Raw genomic sequence first — 17,293 nt, 5'->3', positions numbered from 1 at the left:
TTCTCTTTCTCAGCAATTAGTTTCTTGATTTCATCCAATTCATCAAGACTAACTTCCTGATTACCAAGTGCTTGCATGACCAATTTCATGGCTGAGCCTCTGAATGTAGCATCAACGAATTTTCCGAGTAAAAGTTGCTGAGTTTGCTCCTCTCCTATTTCGGCCTGATAAAGATGATAACGCCCTTCTTCGGTGCGGCTCAAGATATGTTTTTCGTGCATGATTTGCATCAACTTGAGTGTAGTGGTATAACCAACTTCTCGGGTCTTAGAGAGTTCGTCGTTTACTTGTCTGACCGTGGCTTTGCCCAATTGCCACAAAATCTGCAAAATCTCCAGTTCCGATTCGGTGGGCTTTATTGATGGTATGTTTTCCATAGACTTAATTAAGAATGTAGAATTAAGAATGTAGAATTAAAAAAACAGCTCATACAAACTTAGTTACGAATAATTTCGTAACAAATATAATACGAAAACATTCGTAGTTCCAAATCTTATTACGAAAATCTTCGTAGAAAAGTAAAAAAAGTGATTATGAACATTCTTATTTTGCTCATAATCACCTCATAGACAAATAGTTAAGTATTACAAACTATTTACAGGCATTTGCAACAAAATCTTCTAAATCTTTTTTGGTAGCACCTGTATAATAAGTCGGGCAAGCCTTAAAGAATGCACTGAGGGCGTTGGCGTAGGCTTGGCATTTGGCTTTGTTGGTGGGGTCGGCACTAAAAGCGGTTGCGGCATCGGTTACTTTTTTGGCTTCGTCGTCGCATTTATTAGCTACAACGGCAGCGGCTTTTGAACAACTTCCTAATATTCCGAAAGAGGCGGAAAGTAATAAAGTAGCAAAGAGAATCTTTTTCATGGCGTTTTTGATTTTTAAAGGTTACTAAACACAACAAATGTATTGAATACCAAAAAGAGACTTCCATTAATATTGTAAAATTTACTGGGCGGCGGGCGGTGGGTTTTCGTACAAAAAACTATCTTTGGTTATTCATTCTATTCAGACACCTCATCATGCCCCAAAAACTCACCCAAATCATTGGCCGAAGCTCGTTTAACCTAACTTTGTATGCTTCTGTCACGGCTTTTTTTACGTATATGTGCTTCTATCCGTTCAGGCGTGCCTACACGGCGGCGACCTACGAAGAATTATCGTTTTTGAGTGTAAGTTTCAAGATTCTAATCATTACGGCACAAGTGTTAGGTTTTGCGGTATCGAAAGGTTTGGGAATTAAATACGTTTCCGAAATGCTTCCGGCCAATCGCTCACGCAACTTACTGATAATGATAGCTTTATCGTGGATTTGCTATCTATTTTTTGCCCTTACTCCTGCCCCATTCAATCTGGTTTTTATCTTCTTGGCGAGTTTACCACTGGGCATGGTTTATGGCACAATTTTGGGTTTTCTGGAAGGTCGAAAAACAACTGATTTGCTGGTGGCTGTTCTCACGGCTTCGTTTATTATGGGTTCGGGTTTTGCCAAAAGCATCGGAAAATGGGTAATGACGACGCTCGAAGTAAGTCAGTTTTGGATGCCATTTGTGGCCTGTGCGATAATGATTGTGCCTTTTGGCATTTGTACGTGGATGATGGGGCAAATTCCGCCACCGAGCGAGGCCGACAAAGAAAATCGCACGGAACGAAAACCGATGCAAAAAGCTGATAGAAAGGCATTTATCAAAGAATTTGCGTTGAGTATGTTTATTTTTGTGGTGTCGTATGTGCTACTGACAACATTCCGAGAGTTTAGGGATAATTTCACGCCTGAGATTTGGAAACTACTCGGCTATGGCAATAATTCAGCAATTTTTACCCAAACCGAAACGCCGATTGCGATTACAGTTTTGTTAATGATGGCCGCCATGCGTTGGGTACAAAATAATTATAAAGCCTTTGTAATTATTCAGCTTTTGATGTTGGCGGGTGGTATTCTGATTGGCGTCAGTACGCTGCTTTATCAGCAACAAATGCTTTCTCCTGTAGCATGGCTCACGAGTTTAGGACTGGGCGTTTATATGGCTTATTCGATGTGTAATAGTTTGTATTTTGAGCGAATGATTGCCGCCTTCAAGAAATCAGGAACGGTTGGTTTCTTGATTACATTTGCCGATTATTATGCTTATTTGGGCAGTATTTTGGTACTTTTCTACAAAAATTTCTTTCAGAAAAGCATTAACTACCTTGATTTTTTCATTATTCTATCTTATTGTATATCAATTATTTACGTAATTTTAGTTGGACTTTCGATGTGGAATTTGAGTTTGAAACGAGCGAAGTCTGAATAAAAATAAATGCTAATCAATTTTGTAGGAACGTCCAAATTGGACGTTCCTACGGGCAGGGTTTAACCATTAAATTTAAAACCAATCTACTTATCTATTTCCATTTCAAAAATTTTTAAGAAAAAGCAATGTTTTTTTCATTCAGTCCGAAAAGCTCTATTCTTCTAATATTCTTTTTTCACGGAATCGTTTTTTCCATTTTGTCATTCATCAAAGGTTTACAGACCGCCAATAAATCAAGTCTTTGGCTTGGTTTCTTTACGCTACTTTGTGCGTTATACATTGCCCCTTTTATGTTTGGTTATGCTGGCTGGTATTCAAAAGAAATTTACCGAAATATTCTTTTTTATACCCCATTTCAACAATTATTTTTACTAGCTCCAGTATTGTATTTCTATTTTAAAACCCTGCTCGATAAATCGTTCAGCTTTTCTACCAAAGATTATATCCATTTTCTACCAGCCACTCTTTACTTGATTTATTCAATCGTCGTCTTTTTCATCGACAGAGTTGTTTTAAAAGAGTATTACTTCTATGCAGATGGAAAAGATAAAGATTTCTCAACTTGGTATCAGATAATCGGCTTACTCTCGCTCACTTACTATCTGATTCAGAGTCTCAAAACTTATAATGAGTATAAGGCTATCACCTATAACGTTGTAAGTTTTGCCGAATCGGTTATGTTTAGGTGGGCGAAGCGATTTTTGATAGCATTTTTGATGCTGATTGCTATCCGTATTATATTTTTTATTGCAAATCCTGAATGGGACGAGTTTGGTAAGAAATTTTGGTATTATGTGTGTTTTTCGGTGCTTTTCTATTATGTTTCAATCAGTGGTTATACAAATTCGGTATTATCTACTACCTCATTTCGAGATTCAGCGAGAAATTTTGAGAATGATTCAAAACTAAATGTTGAAGATATTACAATTGATAAAAATACATTCAAGGCTGAAATTGCAGATTTGGATATATGGAAAGAAAAAATAGAATCATTGATGCTGGTTGATAAAATGTATGAAAACCCCGAACTTGTAATATCTGATCTAAGCAATCGACTCGGAACACATTCTAAAAAAATCTCTCAGATAATTAATGAGGGGTTTGGAATGAATTTTAATGATTTCGTCAATGACTATCGCACGAAAGCTCTGATAGCTAAGATTGAGGAAGGCGAACACAATATCCAGACCTTGCTTGGTCTTGCTTTAGACTGTGGATTCAACTCAAAATCAACGTTCAACAGAGCATTTAAGCGTGCTACCAACTTGAGTCCAAAAGAATATATCAAAAAAAATTATCCAAAATAGGTGTCAAATCACGATTTAGGGCGAATCGGGATTTCAAATAGCTCAAATTTGCCAAAAAATCAAAGAAATGAAATTATACGTACTGACACTTTTTTTTGCATCAACCACCATTTTGTTTGGCCAAAAGCCAAACAGTCTTTCAGTTTCTCAAATAAAACGCCTTGATGAAATTGCTACACAAGATGTACCCAAAAATGCCCCAGGAATTGCCACAGGCATTGTAAGCAATGGCAGGATAGTTTATGAAAAAGTAGCGGGCTTTGCCGACTTGACAGATAGCACTTTAATCACGAAAGATTCACGGTTTAATATCGCTTCAAATGGCAAACAGTTTACAGCTTTAGCGATTCTTGTTTTGATTGACGAGAAAAAAATCAAACTCACGGATGATATAAGGAAATATTTACCGACTCTTTACCCGAAACTAAGCTCAAAGATTACCATCGAAAATTTACTTACTCACACAAGCGGTATCAGAGATGTGTATGATTTATGGTCATTGCAAGGCTTTACTTGGTGGAAATATACATTTAGCAACAAAGATGTTTTGAGACTGATAGAAAAACAGGAAGAATTAAATTTCAAGCCCAACACCAAATATTTGTACAGCAATACCAACTACATTCTACTGGCGATGATTGTAGAAAAAGTTACGGGTAAATCTTTTGTTGCTTATACAAACAACTTATTCGAGAAATTAGGTATGCCAAACACTTCTTTTGAAGACGATTATACAAAAATCCGTGGGCCAATTGCGAAGGCTTATTTCAACTTTGATACTTGGAAAAATTATAATTGGATTTGGAATGTTTATGGCGACGGCAATATTTTTTCGACACTGGCCGACCAAATCAGATGGGAGCAAATTCTGCAAGGTTCTGTGAAAAGCCGTATAAAACCACAAATTTTGCAAAAAAGTCAGCAATTAACCGATAATTCGAGCATCAAAAACTACGGCTACGGACTTGAATTTAGCACTTACAAAGGCTTAAATTATACATTTCATGAAGGAGCAACTGGAGCTTGGAAAGCAACAGTTATCAGATTTCCGAGCAAAAATACTTCAATAATTACCCTCACGAATACTGGTAAAGCCACTCCAAACACACAAACACGCCAAATGGCCGATGTGGTTTTCAATCTAAAAAGTAATGATACATATTTAGTCACAAAACCGACTAAAATAGGCAATTTTATAAGCGAAGAAGAAATGATTGGCCTCTATCAAACAGATGACAATTTCACTTTTGAGTTTGAAAAACGAGATAGTATTTTGTACTTGAAACGCTTTGGACGCAACGATGTAAAATTAGAACGTGAAGCTGATAATATTTTGCACCAAACCTTCGACCCTGATTTTAAGCAAGAATTTAAAAAGAACGAAAAAGGAGAAATGACCGTAACTGCTTATTATACTTCTCATGCACCTTATACGCTTACAAAGCATATTTACAACTGGCAAGACTTTAATTATCAGGCACTTAACGGTAAATTTATCAATTCGGAAACAAATGTGAGCGTAGAAATAAAATTCGTTAGTGATAAAAGTTACGAGGTAAAATTAGGCAACAAGAACACGACAAAGGGCCTTCTGATTTCTCCTACAAAACTATTAGTTGACAATTACGTATTCGACATTGACAGCAACTCTACGTTGTTTCTAAGTAGTGATAGAATTCAACGAGTGAGATTTCTAAGAGTGAAGTAAAGGCTTGTCATTCGGACTTTGGTCTCCCCCAAACTTATTTTTCAATTTTACTTGGAAAATAATTATTGGCATGTTTACTTTGTAACACAAAGTTCTTTTTAAAAATTAAAAACACAAAATTATGACAGCTAATAATAACCGACTAACACTCATTTTCTCAGTAGCAGGCTTACTTTTATTACTTCCGTTGGTAGCTATGCAATTTACGACCGAAGTAAATTGGTCGTTATTTGATTTCATAGTAGCGGGGGTTCTACTTTTTGGCACGGGTGGACTGATTGAATTGTCGCTCCGAAACATCAAAACACTTAACCAACGCGTTTTGATTATTGCAGGAATGCTGCTGGTATTATTCTTGATATGGGCCGAATTAGCCGTGGGTATTTTCGGTACACCGTTTGCAGGGAATTGATTCTTGAAATTATAAAAAACCTACTTCGATGATTTTGAAGTAGGTTTTTTTGTGTAATACAACTTGCATCAAATGTTTAAAGAGCAGTAAACCATATAGTCTTAATAAAATATTGACACTAGTTTAGGTTTACACTATAGTTGATTTTTACAACAAACACATGAGTATTACATCCATCGAAGAGTTTTAAAAAGAAATCGATGTGCAACTTCCCGAAGGCTTTAATTCAAACCACTTTGGGATGACATGGGTAATGTAGTGGTGTTTCTTTGAACCAAAGATGCGATAGGGTAAACGGACAAAGAATTGAAGTATCAGGTGATTTTTTTCTTTAAAATCTGAAATTATTTTAAAGAGTGGCAGATAAATTTAACGCTGATTTTTGTGGATATTTCAAAACATCCGTAAAAATCAGCGTTGGCACAGCCGTTTTATCAGCGTGCTATTTTTTTGAGAATTTCACAGCAATCAGTTCAGTTCATGAACAAATTCATTGATTGGTTTGCGAACTTTCTTCAAATTTGCATTCCAATCGTTGGCAGCATCTCGGTAGCCCAAAGGCAAAATCACCGCACTTTTAAGTCCTTTTTCGCCAAGACCTAATAATTTATCTAATTCTTCTGGATTAAAACCTTCCATCGGTGTTGCATCAACTTGTTGCTCAGCTGCGGCAGCAATAGCCATCGAAAACGAAATATAGGCTTGCTTTGCTGCATGCACACTTTGCCACTCTTTTCCAAGGGGTTCGTATGTACTCCAAAGCATATTTTTATAATCATCCATTTGAGTAAGCGGCAAGCCTCTATCTGCTAATATTTTATGGAATGTCGCTTCAATTTTTTCTAAAGAATAACCATCCCAAGCGGCCCAAACTAATAAATGCGAACAATCGGTTATTTGGCTCTGGTTAAATGCAATTGGTCTGATTTTTTCGAGCAATTCTTTATCGCTAATAACAAAAACCTCATACGGTTGTAAACCAGAAGATGAAGGAGCAAGTCTGGCTGCTTCCAATATATAATCTAATTTTTCTTGCGGCACTATATTGCCATTCATTTTTTTGGTGGCGTATCGCCATTCTAAACTTTCTAATAAATTCATATTCTTTGATTTAATATTTCGATGCAAAGTTATGGACATATTGTTACTTTTGGTAACTTTGTATCAAAAAGTAATAGTGAATTTCAAGAAACTTGATTACCTATGGGAAACCAACTAACAACCGAGAAAGTTGCTGAATGCAAAAATTCAGTAAAGGCCATCCATGATGTAATGGATATCATTGGTGGCAAATGGAAAATATCTATAATTGCTTGTTTGTGCTATCAGCCGCTGCGTTTTAGTGAAATTTTAAAAGAAATAGAGGGTATTTCGGGAAAAGTTCTGAGTAAAGAACTAAAAGACCTCGAAATGAATCAGTTGGTGACACGCACAGTATTGGATACGCAGCCAATAACCGTAGAATACGCCATTACCGAATATGGACGCACGTTAAAAGAAGTTACCAGCGTAATTGCAGATTGGGGAATGAAACATAGGCAACGAATTATGAGCTAAGTTTTAGAACCATTTCAGCGTGAAAGCGTGTTAGTTTGCTAAAACAATAGCTTATTTCATGACAACCTACTTCATTATACCAGGCCTTGGCAACTCCGATGAAGGCCATTGGCAAACACACTTTGAAAATTCGGGAGATAATTTTATTAGAATTAACCAAAAAAGTTGGGACGAACCCGATTGCGAAGATTGGATTCAGAACATCGAAAAAGCAATTTCAGCTTACGAGCCTTCCGATGTTGTATTAATTGCTCATAGTTTGGGCTGCACGGCTGTGGCTCAGTGGGCAAAACGCTTCCCCAAAACTATCAAAGGAGCATTATTGGTTGCTCCGAGCGATATTGAAAACCCTGTTTATACTTTCCCGATGACAGGTTTTACGCCAATTCCTTTAGAAAAACTGCCTTTTAAGAGCATTGTGGTGGCAAGTTCAAATGATGTTTGGGTGTCGGAAGAGCGAGCTAAGTTTTTTGCTGATGCGTGGGGAAGCGAATACTTAAATATTGGCGAAGCCGGACACATCAACGTTGCGGGTGGCTATGGCGAATGGCCTGCGGGTTTAGAACTTTTAGAAAGATTTTCGTAAACGTATATTTATTACCGCAAAGTACTCAAAGTATGGCACTATGTTCTCAAAGATGTTGTACATATTAAACTTTGGTGTGCTTTGTGCTGCCCTTTGTGAACTTTGCGGTTAACTATTAAATTTACTTCAACCGAATACTGTAAGCCTGAATCAAAGGCGGGTTTTCGGGCGACATCGTGAAACTTACTTCGATATTTCCTTTTTCTCCTTCCATCAAAAACTTACCCCTCAGTGCATTTTCGGCTACAATTTCATTCACTTTTATGATTTTTCCTGCTTTCTCAAAGATTTCTTCGGCTTCAGCTTTCAAAAGGTCAGGGAAATAATCTAAAAAGAAATTTTCGGCAAAAATGCCCGATTTTTCGGCGTTTTCCCACGCAGGAAGTAGTTTCACGAGTTCGTTTTGACGTTGTTTCAAAATTGGCGAAACTGGAAATGCAATAGGTTTAAGACCTGCTTTCTCAACAATAAATGGCAAAATCTGATTATTCATCAGAGCTGCACCGCCATAAGTTCCGTTGGTAAAAGTGACGATTCCGACACCATAATTTGGCAAGATTTTCCAATCAGAGCCAAAACCTGGGAGGCCGCCCGAATGCCCAACGCTCGTGATTTGGTTGCAGTTTTTGTCGATACGTAAACCATAGCCATAGAACGACATATTACTACAAGGCTCGCCCGTACCTGTGTAGCCTCGGTTATTCATACTATTGAAATTGGCAGGAAAGTGCATTTCTTTCAACGAACTTTTCTTCAAAATCGACGAATTTGGAGCATCAACCTGATAAGCTTTTTGATGAAAAGCCATGTATTTGGCAAAATCTTCGATGGAAGTCAGCACGCCGCCCATGATTCCGTACGCACCGTCGGGTTCGATGGGTTGCTCGATGTATTGCTCACGTAACCAACGATAACCCCTAACGAGTTGATTATCTGGCACTTTTGTATAATCCCAGTAGGTATTATTCATGCCGAGTGGCTTCCAAATTTTGTTGATGATATAGCTTTGGTAGCTTTGTCCCGACACGGTTTTGATGATTTGTCCCAACATTGCAAAACCCATATTACTGTATTCGTAGGCAACACCTGGCTCGTTGGAAAACGAAATTCCTCTCTTAAACATCTTTAGCATGGTTTCTTCCGAAATACCCAATTGGCGGTCGCCCCACGGATTATCTTCGGGGAAACCCGCTGCGTGCGTAAGCAAATGACGCACCGTAATTTCGGGCGAATCGGGTGAATATTTTTGTCCTTTTAGTTCGGGAATATATTTCCAAACTGGGTCGTCGAGTTTGATTTTTCCAGCATCACGTAGCTGCAAAATTGCCACAGAAGCAAAACTTTTCGACATCGAAGCAATGCGATAAACCGACTGATTATCAGCGGTTTTGTTGGTTTTATAATTGACAATACCGCTATTGCTCTGATAAATAATTTTGCCATCAAGCACCAAGGCATACGCCACACTCGACAAATGACTTTTGACCTTAAAATCTTGAAACTTAGCATCAAGTTCGGGAATCAAAGCCATGATTTTCTCTTCGGTGCTTTGAGCAAAAATATTTAGGCTGAGAAATAAGAAAAGGATTAGTTTTTTCATGTTTTGGTTGATGAGGGGGTTTGGGATTTTACAAAGATAGAAAAAAAGCTTTGTGAAAAAATACTTTACAAAGACGTTGATTTATTACACCATTACATGGATTTAATTCTTTCGAAAGTTGAACTTCTATCTAAAATTGGTTAAATTTGGTTAAAAAAACTGAATGTACACAGATTTAGAATACCAACTTTTTAAGAAACGCTTTCATGGAACATCAAACCTAACAGGAATTGATTTTCAAATTCATTATGCATTAAATACTGCTTTAAACCTTCTTTTGGAAGAAAAATCAATTGAACAGATAACTTTAGAAGGAATTGAAGATATAGATTTAAAACCTTTCCAAACGGATAATATTTACATTCAAGTAAAAACATCCATTAATTCTTGGCATTTAAGCAATCTTGCTCAACCGATTATTAATTTTGTTTTTCTAAATAGAACTACCCCGTTTGGCTAAATGTTCCACATTTAGTCAGTGTGTCATGCGTTCTTAGAACGCAACATTCAACAACACATTCTCAGATGCCGTTCTAAGAACGGCTACCGCATCGACTGAATAAAAATTCAGCCGAACGAAGGGCTAAATGTTCTACATTTAGTCAGTGTGTCATGCGTTCAGTTCCACTGCGGCTTAGAACGCAATAAGTAAATCCGCATTCCCTGTTTGGATAAATACGCTACATTTAGTCCCTGCGTCATACGTTCAGTTCCATTTCGGCTTAGAACGCAACATACCTAATGTGCCGTTCTCAAAATGACTGATAAATGCAGTCCTATTTTTTTAGGAATTACGTTTTTCAACTACTGGGAGCAAGATTATTTGTGCAGTTTTAACGGAGTCAAATTTTAAATCACAGGTAACCAACGGAATATTTGAGATTTGAGAAGTTGCCGCAATAATCGAATCCATCAATTTCATTTTGGTTGATAATCTGATTTTTATTGCTGCTTCTTTGATTTCATCACTTAGCTGAATGATAGATAGGGTTGAAAGAAATAGTTTTAATTCTTTGCGTTGGCTTTTTGTGAAATCCGCTTGACATTGAATTTCCATTTCAGTAATCTCTGAAATAAAAATGGTTTTGTCCTCAACCAAATCTATTTCTAAGCGTTCACCTCTCAAAAAATTAATGAGCGTATTGGTGTCTAAAATGATGGATTGATGGCTCATTATCTCAAATCTTTCTGAAATTCAAGGCTATCTCCTTTAAATGGAAATTTACCAATAAAATCCTGAGGCTTTAGCGGCTTGCTATTTTTTTGAAGTTTGCTAAAAACAGCCTCTATATCTACTTTCTTGGCATTTGCAGGCACTTTTACAGTCATTTCCTTATGATTTAATAAGCAAATGTATAGAAATTTGGCAAAATTACAAAGAGTAATTTCGGATAATCAAGTAAGAGAAACTCTACTACTATTTAACCCCCGTTTGGCTAAATGTTCTACATTTAGTCATTGTGTCATGCGTTCAGTTCCACTGCGGCTTAGAACGCAATAAGTAAAACCACATTCGCAAATGCCGTTCTAAGAACGACTGTCACATCGGCTGAATTTAAAAGGGTTAAGCCCCGATGGGGCTTCAAAGAGAGAAAATGAAACCCCGTTTGGCTAAATGTTCCACATTTAGTCAGTGTGTCATGCGTTCAGTTCCACTGCGGCTTAGAACACAACAAGCAAAACCACATTCTCAGATGCCGTTCTAAGAACGGCTACCGCATCGACTGAATAAAAATTCAGCCGAACGAAGTGTTACCACAATAGTATTTGATATGATTTTGCCAATTCCTTCTCAATGATGAGCTTAAATAGCATCAAGAAATAAAAGTTTTCAAATAGATTTTGATAAATTGCCCCAAAAATCTATTTAACCTACCAATGAAAAAACACTTTCTTTTGGCATTGGCAATGCTGTCTTTGGTTGCGGCTTTGCAGGCACAACAAAAAACCTATTGCAACCCCATCAATGTTGATTATGGCTATACACCCATTCCAAATTTTAGCGAGTGGGGGCGTCACCGAGCTACGGCCGACCCTGTTTTGGTCAATTACAAAGGCGAATATTATATGTTTAGCACCAATCAGTGGGGGTATTGGCATAGTCCCGATATGCTCAACTGGACTTTCCATGCTCGCAAGTTTCTTCGTCCACACAACAAAGTCTATGACGAACTTTGTGCCCCAGCCGTAGGCATTGTCGGCGATACGATGATAGTTTTTGGTTCGACTTATACCAGCGAATTTACTATCTGGATGAGTACCAACCCAAAAGCCAACGAATGGACAGCTTTGGTAGATAACTTCGAGATTGGTGGCTGGGACCCTGCTTTTTTTACCGATGATGATGGCAAATTTTATATGTACAACGGAAGCAGTAACCGTTATCCGCTTTATGGCATTGAGTTAGACCGCAAAACCATGAAACCCAAAGGGACTCGCAAAGAAATGTACTTACTGGAATCGTGGCGATATGGCTGGCAACGCTTTGGCGAGTACATGGACGATACGTTTCTCGATGGTTTCATAGAAGGTGCAACTGTCAACAAAAACAATGGAAAATATTACCTGCAATACGGAGCTCCAGGCACCGAAATGAGTGGCTATGCCGATGGGGTTTTGGTAGGAAAAACGCCATTGGGGCCTTGGGAAGCTCAGCCTGACCCGCTCAGTATGAAGTTGGGTGGCTTTGCTCGTGGAGCAGGTCATGGGGCATCTTTTCAGGATAATCAAAAAAACTGGTGGCACGTTTCTACGATTCAGCTTTCAAGCAAAAACAATTTTGAACGCCGCATCGGTATTTGGCCAGCGGGTTTCGACAAAGACGACGTAATGTGGTGTAATACAGTTTTTGGTGATTATCCGCATTATATTCCATCGGCAGGACTGGACATCAAAAAGACGTTTACGGGGTGGATGTTGCTCAATTATAATAAACCTGTTGAGGTTTCTTCAACGCTGGGTGGGTATTTGCCCAATAATGCCGTTGACGAAAGCATGAAAACCTACTGGTCGGCCGAAACAGGCAAAGCGGGCGAATGGATTAAAACCGATTTGGGTAATTTGTCAACCGTCAATGCGATTCAGATAAACTATGCCGACCAAGACGCCGATTCTTCGTTTTTGGGAAAACAAGTAAATATCAAGCATCAATACAAACTTTGGTCGAGCCTTGACGGTAAGAAATGGACAATTTTGGTCGATAAAGCAAATAACCAAACCGATGTTCCGCACGAATATGTAGAACTTGCACAGCCGATTCAGACTCGCTACATCAAACTTGAAAATGTGGCAATGCCGACGGGTAAATTTGCTATCAGTGGCCTGCGAGTTTTTGGCAATGGCAATGGCCCGAAACCCGATGCCGTAAAAGATTTTATGGTACTAAGAACGGAAAAAGACAAACGCAGTGCATGGATTCGCTGGCGACCAGAAAATAAAGCGTATGCCTATAATATTTATTACGGAACAGCCCCCGACAAACTCTATAACTGCATCATGGTGCATAATGCCAACGAATACTGGTTTAGAGGCATGGACAAACTAAGCACATATTATTACACCATCGAGGCCATCAACGAAAATGGCGTTTCGGAGAAAACGAAGATTTTGGAGGTGAAGTAAAGATTGATTGAAAATAGATTTTGTAGAAAAGGTCGGCAAAGAACTTTATCTTAGTCGACCTTTTTTATTACCCTTTCGAGAGTGTCAGAGAAATCTGTCCCGCATGGTGCGAGTTATGAAAAAGTACGTGCGAAAAGAGTCTGACTTTTGAAACTTTTCCAAAAAATGGCGTATCGATTTGCGTCAACCAATCTTCATCAGTTGTTTCTTCTACAAGTTTTTTTAGCATTTCGTAGCCTTTCGCCACATAAGCCTGACTTGTTTCGAGGTCGAAATCCTGCCCAATATCTTGTTGCCCCATGGTAGTATTCGGAACATCGCTCGGAATACCAAAAAAATAACCAAACAGATTCATTGTTTCGCCGATGTGGCGATAAATAAACCCAACCGAAGCCGCTTGTTCGTTGAGGCGTTTGTGCGAGTTTTCGCTGGTAATTTTCTCGAAAGCAAATGAGTTTGTCAACTGATTTTGCTCTAACATTTCGAGAAGTAATTGTTTATGCATGGTTATTTACATTTTTGTTTTAAGTAGATAGTCTAATATAAATTATAAGTATTTCCACTACTGTGGACTGTTGACCATAGACTGTAGACTACTTATTTTTTAGATTGTGCCGCCATCCATTCCATGATAGTCACTGGGCGATTATTGAGTTTTACGGGCGAGCCATCAAAATCAACTTTTGCATGATTTACGTGCGAATAAATCCATGACCAATGGCCATTATAGTAGTAGTTTTCGCCACCGAAAAAACCCGAAAGGTCAGTTACGTGGTCGTAGTACGTAAAATAAACATTTTTTGCTCCCGCTGCTTTCAATCTTTTATAAACTGGCACAACAGTATTTTCGGGAACGGTCGTGCCATCATCTTTTGAATGCACAAACCAAATAGGTACATTTTTGATGCTATTAATCTGCTGGTCAGTAATGTATTGCGACTGATACGCCAAGGCACTGATATAGCCCGCTGCAAAATAATTTGGCTCATTGAGTATCAATTTCAAAGCCATATAACCGCCGTTTGAGCAACCACCTACATAAATGCGTTTGGTGTCGATGTTCGGGTTTTTCTTTACGTAATCTTTGATGAGAGCCATTAACCCCTTATTATATACGTCATCTTCTTTTCCGTGCGTAGTCACGCCATCTTTGTTGTGCATCCAAGCCCCTGGGCATTGCGGAGATAGCACGAACGCACCACCGAAAAATGCCTGCATTTCAGCAGAAGCATAATTGGCCGCTTTATTACCCAACAACGGAATCGTAGGGTCAGTGCCACCTTCGCCACCACCATGAAGCCAAATAATCAGTGGCGATTTTGTTGTTTTATTTTTAGGCGAAAAAGCTGCATAAGACATCGTTTTGCCAGCTTCGTACTCGAATCTTCCCGTTAGGTCAAAATCATCAATCAAAGGCATGATTCTGTTTTTTTCTTTGTTCCAAACTTTATTGTTTTTTGTATCGGTGATAGTCACTTTATAATCCACCCACTGATTTCCACGGCAGCCTGCTTTTTGTGAATATTGGAAAGTTGAACCCAAAGGCATATTCGGTGCTACGGCCAAAATTAAAGTTACGAAGCTACCCTCTTTTACTCTTTTGCCTTGATTATCAGACACATACGCATAAACTACGCTTCGGTTTCCTTTGGCTTGAGCAGCAGGAACATCGGCACAAGCGTGGCTTCTTTCCACCGAAACCGTAAAATCTTTATAATCAATCGTTGTGCTTGGAGCATCTAAGCCGATTATAACTTTATTGGCAGCTGGGCCCCAATCGAAGCCTTCTACAACAAGGGTGTATTCGTTGTTGGCCAAAGGTTTATCAGTTGCAAAAGCATTGGTAAAAATCAAACAGATGAAGCTTATCAAAAAGGCTGTAAATGACTTATTTAGAAAGTTTTGTTTCATAGTGTAAGATAGGTTTGAGTAGTAATTTACAAATATTCGTATAAATTGAATTATTACAAGAGTTTTTTAGACAAAAATATCATTTTATGTGTCAAAAACAAGCTTTCTTGAGAACAAGAAATTAGCTTTCTTCAATTTTAAATTAACATGTGCTATTTTCGGCATTACCGATTAGGCCGTAAAACATTTTCATATCGAGTAAACATCGCTATTGCATTCTAAATCAGGTATTTATACGCTACTATTTAGCTAAAAAATGGCGTAGTTTTGGGTTTCAAATACATACCAAACCTAATTTCAAATACCTACATGAAAACTAAATTACTAAGCTTCGTAGCTATCCTATTTTTGGGTGCATCGTTTTTCTTAAATGCCCAGACTCCCAAAGGATTCAGCATTAAACCAAGTCGAAATCTCAAAAACCTCCCGGCTTTACAGTCGTTTGTTTTTGGACAATCGGGCAAATATTGGGTAATGATTGGTGGGCGTACCAACGGCTTTCACGGATTCGACCCAAACGCTTATTTATTCCCTTTCAAGAAAGCCAATAAATATATTTACGTCTATAATACTGCTATCAATAAATTAGATAGCATGTCAACGGCCTTTTTGCCAGCTGCTTTACGAGAGCAATATACTTCCACAAATATGCAGCATTTTCAGGTAGGCAATTATTTGTATGTTTCGGGTGGCTACGGTGAATTTCATGCAAAATTACCCGATTCATCATGGGTTACATATTCTACCCTTTCGAGAATAAACATGAGTCAACTTATCAATGCAGTTTTGACAAAAAATATTAATCAATTTGCAGCTTCAGTTGTTTACTCAAAATCGAACTTAACTGCCGCTACGGGTGGAGAATTATTTAAGCTACCCGATGGAAAGTTTTATTTGACACTCGGGCATCGGTATAATGGAAAATATGGAACAAATAATACAAGTCAGGTGTATCTCGATTCGGTGCATGTTTTCAGACTTACCGAAACCGCTTCGAGTATCAGCATCACACCCAATTCGATGCAGTATCTTTCTGATAATTTACCCGATAGTGTCACGCAGTTTAGACGTCGAGATTTGTTGGTTGTTCCTGCTATTCAACGAGGAGGTAAAACCGTTGGTCTTACAGTTTATGGCGGAGTATTTACTTACGGAAATAATGGTGCTCCTTTCCGAAATCCAATTTACATAAAAGGTGGCACTACCCCAAGTTATGTGTTGGATAAATCTTATACACAGACATCAAACATCTACTCAACCGCCAACGTAGAAATGTATGATGCCCAAAACGATGTGATGCTCACTACTGCTTTTGGTGGCATGGGCGAAAACATGACAACTGACCCAGATGCTTTTACCAAGAAAATACTAACTATCAGCAAGAATAACCGAACCAATGTCACGACCGAAATTGTCAACCCTACTACGCTACCAACCTACATGGGTTCGGAAGGAGTTTTTATTACAGCACCCAGTGTTCCGATGTACAATACAAGCTATGATATAATTAATTACAATGCTATTCCTGCGGGAAAAACTACGCTGATAGGCTATATTTACGGAGGAATCGTATCGAACGGACCTTCTTGGGGGCCATCAAACCCTACGCTACCGAGTAATATGGTCTATGAAGTTTATTTGACGAAGTAGTTTTTTTGGAAGTTATTAATAAAAATGGTGAAAATCTTAGTTGATTTTCACCATTTTTCAATTAAAAACTTTACGCTTTTCTGACAAACTCTGATTTTAAGCCCATTGAGCCAAAACCTTCAATTTTACAATCAATATTATGGCCGTCATTACCATCTGTCAGGCGAATATTTTTCACTTTAGTGCCTGATTTGATGGGTTTTGGAGCTCCTTTTACGGGTAAATCTTTAATAACCACTACCGTATCACCATCTTGTAATTCGTTGCCGTTCGAGTCAAGCACCTTCGTGGTTGTATCTCCTGTTTCTTCGGTTTCTACATCTTCTGGATTCCATTCGTAGAAACATTCTGGGCAAATCAATAAACCATCGCTCGGATATACGTATTCGGATTTGCACTTGGGGCAAGGAGGAAATTCTGACATGTTTTTTATTGTTTAGAGGAAAAGTTCAGACCGCAAATTAAGAAAAACATTTCAGAGTATAGAAAAAAGCGTAGCGTTGGGGCTTAAACCGTGCATAAATTACATCGCCGTAGGTTTAATTTATTTATTCGCTTTATTCAATTCAAGACAAATTTAGCCTACGGATTTTCTCCTTTTTATCCTCAAATCACCAATCAAACTTCAACAACGAAACACCTTGGCG

The 17,293-nt window shown here is 38.3% G+C and carries 18 protein-coding genes; 9 read left to right on the top strand and 9 right to left on the bottom strand.

All coding sequences use genetic code 11. The annotated features are described in order from the left end of the window. Both ACOVO2_RS14690 and ACOVO2_RS14685 read right to left on the bottom strand, forming a co-directional pair. Positions 1-377, bottom strand: a 377-nt coding sequence (locus ACOVO2_RS14690) for a BlaI/MecI/CopY family transcriptional regulator (protein ID WP_421770706.1), incomplete at its 3' end; no start/stop codon positions are given. A 214-nt stretch (positions 378-591) separates the two neighbouring features. Next, complete coding sequence (locus ACOVO2_RS14685) at positions 592-867, bottom strand: hypothetical protein (RefSeq protein WP_421770705.1); 276 nt, start codon at positions 865-867, stop codon at positions 592-594. A gap of 155 nt (positions 868-1,022) precedes the next feature. On the opposite strand from ACOVO2_RS14685, the gene ACOVO2_RS14680 reads away from it, so the two are divergent. The 4 genes from ACOVO2_RS14680 (at position 1,023) to ACOVO2_RS14665 (ending at position 5,721) form a co-directional block, all read left to right on the top strand. After that, positions 1,023-2,294 carry a DUF5690 family protein gene (locus ACOVO2_RS14680; protein WP_421770704.1) on the top strand — a complete coding sequence of 424 codons (1,272 nt, stop codon included), beginning with the start codon at positions 1,023-1,025 and terminating at the stop codon, positions 2,292-2,294. Between the two features lie 125 nt (positions 2,295-2,419). Then, positions 2,420-3,601 (top strand): helix-turn-helix domain-containing protein, encoded by a 1,182-nt coding sequence (locus ACOVO2_RS14675; protein WP_421770703.1) that lies wholly within the window; start codon positions 2,420-2,422, stop codon positions 3,599-3,601. A gap of 67 nt (positions 3,602-3,668) precedes the next feature. Continuing rightward, positions 3,669-5,309, top strand: coding sequence for a serine hydrolase domain-containing protein (locus ACOVO2_RS14670; protein WP_421770702.1), 1,641 nt, complete (start codon positions 3,669-3,671; stop codon positions 5,307-5,309). Positions 5,310-5,430: 121 nt separating this feature from the next. Continuing rightward, a complete protein-coding gene (locus ACOVO2_RS14665; RefSeq protein ID WP_421770701.1) occupies positions 5,431-5,721 on the top strand; it encodes a hypothetical protein in 291 nt (96 codons plus the stop codon). 468 nt (positions 5,722-6,189) lie between these two features. Here ACOVO2_RS14665 and ACOVO2_RS14660 read toward each other — a convergent pair whose 3' ends face one another. Continuing rightward, the gene (locus ACOVO2_RS14660) at positions 6,190-6,822 is read right to left on the bottom strand and encodes an NAD(P)H-dependent oxidoreductase (RefSeq protein ID WP_421770700.1); all 633 of its coding nucleotides are present in this window, start codon (positions 6,820-6,822) and stop codon (positions 6,190-6,192) included. 102 nt (positions 6,823-6,924) lie between these two features. Between ACOVO2_RS14660 and ACOVO2_RS14655 the strand changes: the two genes are divergently transcribed. Next, positions 6,925-7,278: a winged helix-turn-helix transcriptional regulator gene (locus tag ACOVO2_RS14655; RefSeq protein ID WP_421770699.1), complete on the top strand. Its 354-nt coding sequence runs from the start codon at positions 6,925-6,927 to the stop codon at positions 7,276-7,278. A 58-nt stretch (positions 7,279-7,336) separates the two neighbouring features. Further along, on the top strand, positions 7,337-7,864 hold the full coding sequence (locus tag ACOVO2_RS14650; protein WP_421770698.1) for an RBBP9/YdeN family alpha/beta hydrolase: 528 nt from the start codon (positions 7,337-7,339) through the stop codon (positions 7,862-7,864). A 121-nt stretch (positions 7,865-7,985) separates the two neighbouring features. On the opposite strand, the gene ACOVO2_RS14645 is transcribed toward ACOVO2_RS14650, so the two are convergent. Next, positions 7,986-9,464, bottom strand: coding sequence for a serine hydrolase domain-containing protein (locus tag ACOVO2_RS14645; protein ID WP_421770697.1), 1,479 nt, complete (start codon positions 9,462-9,464; stop codon positions 7,986-7,988). Positions 9,465-9,627: 163 nt separating this feature from the next. On the opposite strand from ACOVO2_RS14645, the gene ACOVO2_RS14640 reads away from it, so the two are divergent. Beyond that, complete coding sequence (locus ACOVO2_RS14640) at positions 9,628-9,924, top strand: dsDNA nuclease domain-containing protein (protein WP_421770696.1); 297 nt, start codon at positions 9,628-9,630, stop codon at positions 9,922-9,924. 324 nt (positions 9,925-10,248) lie between these two features. Here the strand turns inward: ACOVO2_RS14640 and ACOVO2_RS14635 are convergent, their stop codons facing one another. Next, a complete protein-coding gene (locus ACOVO2_RS14635; protein ID WP_421770695.1) occupies positions 10,249-10,638 on the bottom strand; it encodes a PIN domain-containing protein in 390 nt (129 codons plus the stop codon). Then, complete coding sequence (locus ACOVO2_RS14630) at positions 10,638-10,793, bottom strand: hypothetical protein (RefSeq protein ID WP_421770694.1); 156 nt, start codon at positions 10,791-10,793, stop codon at positions 10,638-10,640. Before ACOVO2_RS14630 ends, ACOVO2_RS14635 begins: the two co-directional genes overlap by 1 nt. A gap of 549 nt (positions 10,794-11,342) precedes the next feature. On the opposite strand from ACOVO2_RS14630, the gene ACOVO2_RS14625 reads away from it, so the two are divergent. Beyond that, positions 11,343-13,085, top strand: a complete 1,743-nt coding sequence (locus ACOVO2_RS14625; RefSeq protein ID WP_421770693.1) for a family 43 glycosylhydrolase — start codon at positions 11,343-11,345, stop codon at positions 13,083-13,085. Between the two features lie 67 nt (positions 13,086-13,152). On the opposite strand, the gene ACOVO2_RS14620 is transcribed toward ACOVO2_RS14625, so the two are convergent. Continuing rightward, positions 13,153-13,590, bottom strand: coding sequence for a DinB family protein (locus ACOVO2_RS14620; protein ID WP_421770692.1), 438 nt, complete (start codon positions 13,588-13,590; stop codon positions 13,153-13,155). A gap of 92 nt (positions 13,591-13,682) precedes the next feature. Beyond that, positions 13,683-14,996, bottom strand: coding sequence for a prolyl oligopeptidase family serine peptidase (locus ACOVO2_RS14615; protein WP_421770691.1), 1,314 nt, complete (start codon positions 14,994-14,996; stop codon positions 13,683-13,685). 309 nt (positions 14,997-15,305) lie between these two features. On the opposite strand from ACOVO2_RS14615, the gene ACOVO2_RS14610 reads away from it, so the two are divergent. Continuing rightward, a complete protein-coding gene (locus ACOVO2_RS14610; protein ID WP_421770690.1) occupies positions 15,306-16,646 on the top strand; it encodes a hypothetical protein in 1,341 nt (446 codons plus the stop codon). Between the two features lie 70 nt (positions 16,647-16,716). On the opposite strand, the gene ACOVO2_RS14605 is transcribed toward ACOVO2_RS14610, so the two are convergent. After that, entirely contained in the window at positions 16,717-17,070 is a 354-nt protein-coding gene (locus ACOVO2_RS14605; RefSeq protein ID WP_421770689.1) for a zinc ribbon domain-containing protein YjdM, read from the bottom strand. Positions 17,071-17,293 lie beyond the last annotated feature (223 nt).

Origin of the sequence: Emticicia sp., assembly GCF_049241225.1 — a bacterium.
GTDB lineage: Bacteria > Bacteroidota > Bacteroidia > Cytophagales > Spirosomataceae > Emticicia.
This window is presented reverse-complemented; position numbering and strand designations above follow the sequence as displayed.